The sequence below is a fragment of the Glycomyces dulcitolivorans genome, assembly GCF_003265355.1.
Classification (GTDB): Bacteria; Actinomycetota; Actinomycetes; order Mycobacteriales; family Micromonosporaceae; genus Glycomyces; species Glycomyces dulcitolivorans.
In genome coordinates, this window is sequence record NZ_QFRW01000046.1 from 1 (window position 1) to 2,449 (window position 2,449).

General features: G+C 72.8%; 3 protein-coding genes. 1 reads left to right on the forward strand and 2 read right to left on the reverse strand.

Annotated features, from left to right (window positions below; translation table 11 throughout):
* Positions 1-31: 31 nt before the first annotated feature.
* Positions 32-778 carry an SAM-dependent methyltransferase gene (locus tag DI269_RS02650; protein ID WP_112133586.1) on the reverse strand — a complete coding sequence of 249 codons (747 nt, stop codon included), beginning with the start codon at positions 776-778 and terminating at the stop codon, positions 32-34.
* 177 nt (positions 779-955) lie between these two features.
* Entirely contained in the window at positions 956-1,894 is a 939-nt protein-coding gene (locus tag DI269_RS02655) for a helix-turn-helix transcriptional regulator (protein WP_112133587.1), read from the reverse strand.
* 82 nt (positions 1,895-1,976) lie between these two features.
* Between DI269_RS02655 and DI269_RS02660 the strand changes: the two genes are divergently transcribed.
* Positions 1,977-2,357, forward strand: a complete 381-nt coding sequence (locus DI269_RS02660) for a VOC family protein (protein WP_112133588.1) — start codon at positions 1,977-1,979, stop codon at positions 2,355-2,357.
* Positions 2,358-2,449 lie beyond the last annotated feature (92 nt).

The following is a 2,449-nucleotide window of genomic DNA, read 5'->3' on the forward strand; positions in this document are numbered from 1 at the left end:
CCCGGCCGGAAGGCCGGGGCCCGCGGCGCCGCTAGCGGTCCATCAGTGCGAAGACGCCCCAGCCGAGGTACTCGCGCTGGTAGCGCGCGTGCCTGGCGGGCGCGGTGTCGAGCTCCTCGCGCAGCTGCGCGTACAGCTCGTCACCGGGATTCGCGTCGAGCCAGCGGCGCACGTTGAGCCACTGGGCCGCGGCGTACCGGTCCCAGCTGTCCTGGTCGGCCAGGACCATCTCGACCACGTCGCACCCGATCTCCCGGAAGTGCTCCAGCAGCTCGGGCAGGGCGTGCAGCTCGTCTTTGAAGGCCATGTGGCAGCCTTCGACGGTCTCCTGGTCGGGCGGGTCGAGCCGCCAGTACGGCTCGCCGATCAGCATCACCCCGCCGGGGGCGAGGCTGCGCCGCAGCAGTTCGACGGTGCCTTCGACGCCGTCGCCGATCCAGGTCGCGCCGATGCACGAGGCGATGCCGACCGGCTCGTCGGCGACGTGCCCGGCGGCGTCGCCGTGCACGAACGACACCTGCTCGGCGACGCCGAGTTCGGCCGCGCGCTCGCGGGCCGCGGCGATGAAGACCGAGCTGACGTCGACGCCCGTCCCGGTCGTGCCGTGGTCGCGCGCCCAGGTGGAGAGCATCTCGCCCTTGCCGCAGGCGAGGTCGAGCATGGCCGTGCCCGGCTCGGGGCGGAGCGCCCGGCCGAGGGCCGCCAGTTTCTCAGGCGTGAAGGGGTTGAGCAGCCGGTGGCTGGACTCGCGGATGGTGAAGATGCGTGGGAGATCCACTGTGATCGATCGTCCTTCTGTCAGAAGTTGAGTGAGCGGCTGAGGTTCGCGGCCGGACGGATCCGGCCGCGGGCGCCTGGACGACCATCAAATGCACCTGCTTCTGTACTTGAGACGTGCGGAACGCCGCGACGCTACCGCCCCCTAGCGCACGTGTCCAACGGTTTATTCAGGCCCTCACGCGTAGTGGTCGACGATCTGCCGGGCGAGCTTCTTCATGTGCGCGACCGCCTCCGGCGGGCCGGTGACGGTGGCCGTGTCGGCGAACGCCAGGACCTGCCGTACGTCTTCGAGGACGCGGCACCGCAGCACCGCGTGCCGCCACCCGTCCTCCTCCGGTCCGCCGACCGTCAGGCGCGAGCCGAGGATGCGCCGCGCCCGCCCCACCTGGTACTCCTGGAGGCGAAGGCGCACTTCGAGGTCCCCGGCGGACTCCCACCCCGAGGTCAGGTCGGCGGCGACCGCGGCGAGGCGGGCGCCGGGTCGCAGCCGCCTGGCCGTGCGCAGCGGCTCCCACCGGACGACGCGTTGCAGGTTGAGCAGCCGCGGCCGGCCCTCCTCGTCGGCCACCAGGTACCAGCGGCCGCCCTTCGCCAAGAGCCCGTACGGGTCCACCGTCCGCCACACGGCCGCCTCGCCCTCCCGCTCGTACCGGACCCGGAGCCGCACCCCGCGGCGCAGGTCGCCGATGAGCGCGGCGGGGGAGACCCCGGCCGGCTCGGGCCCGAACCAGGGCCGGTTGTCGCTGACGACGAGGTCGCCCACCGGCAGCAGGTCGTCGGCCGGGCGCGTCCCGGTCACCTTGCGCAGGGCCCGGCCGCTGACCTCCTCGACGCCCAGGCGCCGCCGCTGGTCCCCGTCGAGTCCGGTGAGCGCCAGGTGCTCGCGCTCGGGCGGGGTCAGGCGGCTCGCGTCGAGCGCGCCGCCGGGGAGCATCGAGACGCCGCCGTAGCGGCCGCGACGCGCCAGGACCGGGAAGCCGGCGTCCTGGAGCCAGCGCAGGTCCCGCATCACGGTGCGGTCGGAGACGCCGGTCTCGGCCGCGAGGGCGGCGACCGTGGTGTCCGGGCGCGATTGCAGGGCCAGGAGCAGGGAGAAGAACCTGTCGGGAGTCACGGCCCGATTCTCCCAGAGAACCTGACGGATCCTGTCGGGTTTCGCGGCTACGGTGGCGCTCCCGACGGAAAAGGAGGGCATCATGCCCGCACCGAACATCTTCATCGTCTACGTCGCCGACGCCCCGGCCTCGGCCCGGTTCTACGGCGACCTGTTCGACATCAAGCCGGTCTTCGAGACTCCCGGCTACATCTCGTTCGAACTCGCCCCTGACAACCCCGGCGGCGGCATCGCCTTCTCGGTGTGGGGACGCTCGGGCGTGGACTTCGCCGCGAACCCGGTCCGCACCGGCGAGCTGTGCGTCGCGCTCGGCCGCGAACCGGGGGCGATCGACGCCTTGTACGAGGAGTGGAAGGCCAAGGGCGTCACGATCGTCGACGAACCCAGCGACGAGGTCTTCGGCCGCACCTTCGTGGCCGCCGACCCCGACGGCAACCTCATCCGGGTCGCGCCGCTCGACTGACCCCCGCGGGCGGCGGCCCGGGGCCGCCGCCCGCTTCCCATGCGCGCATGGCGATGCGAGCATCAACTGCCGCGGATCACACCGGTCCGCAC

Coding starts and splice junctions, on each gene's coding strand:
- DI269_RS02660 (WP_112133588.1), top strand. CDS start 1,977: ATGCCCGCACCGAACATCTTCATCGTCTACGTCGCCGACGCCCCGGCC.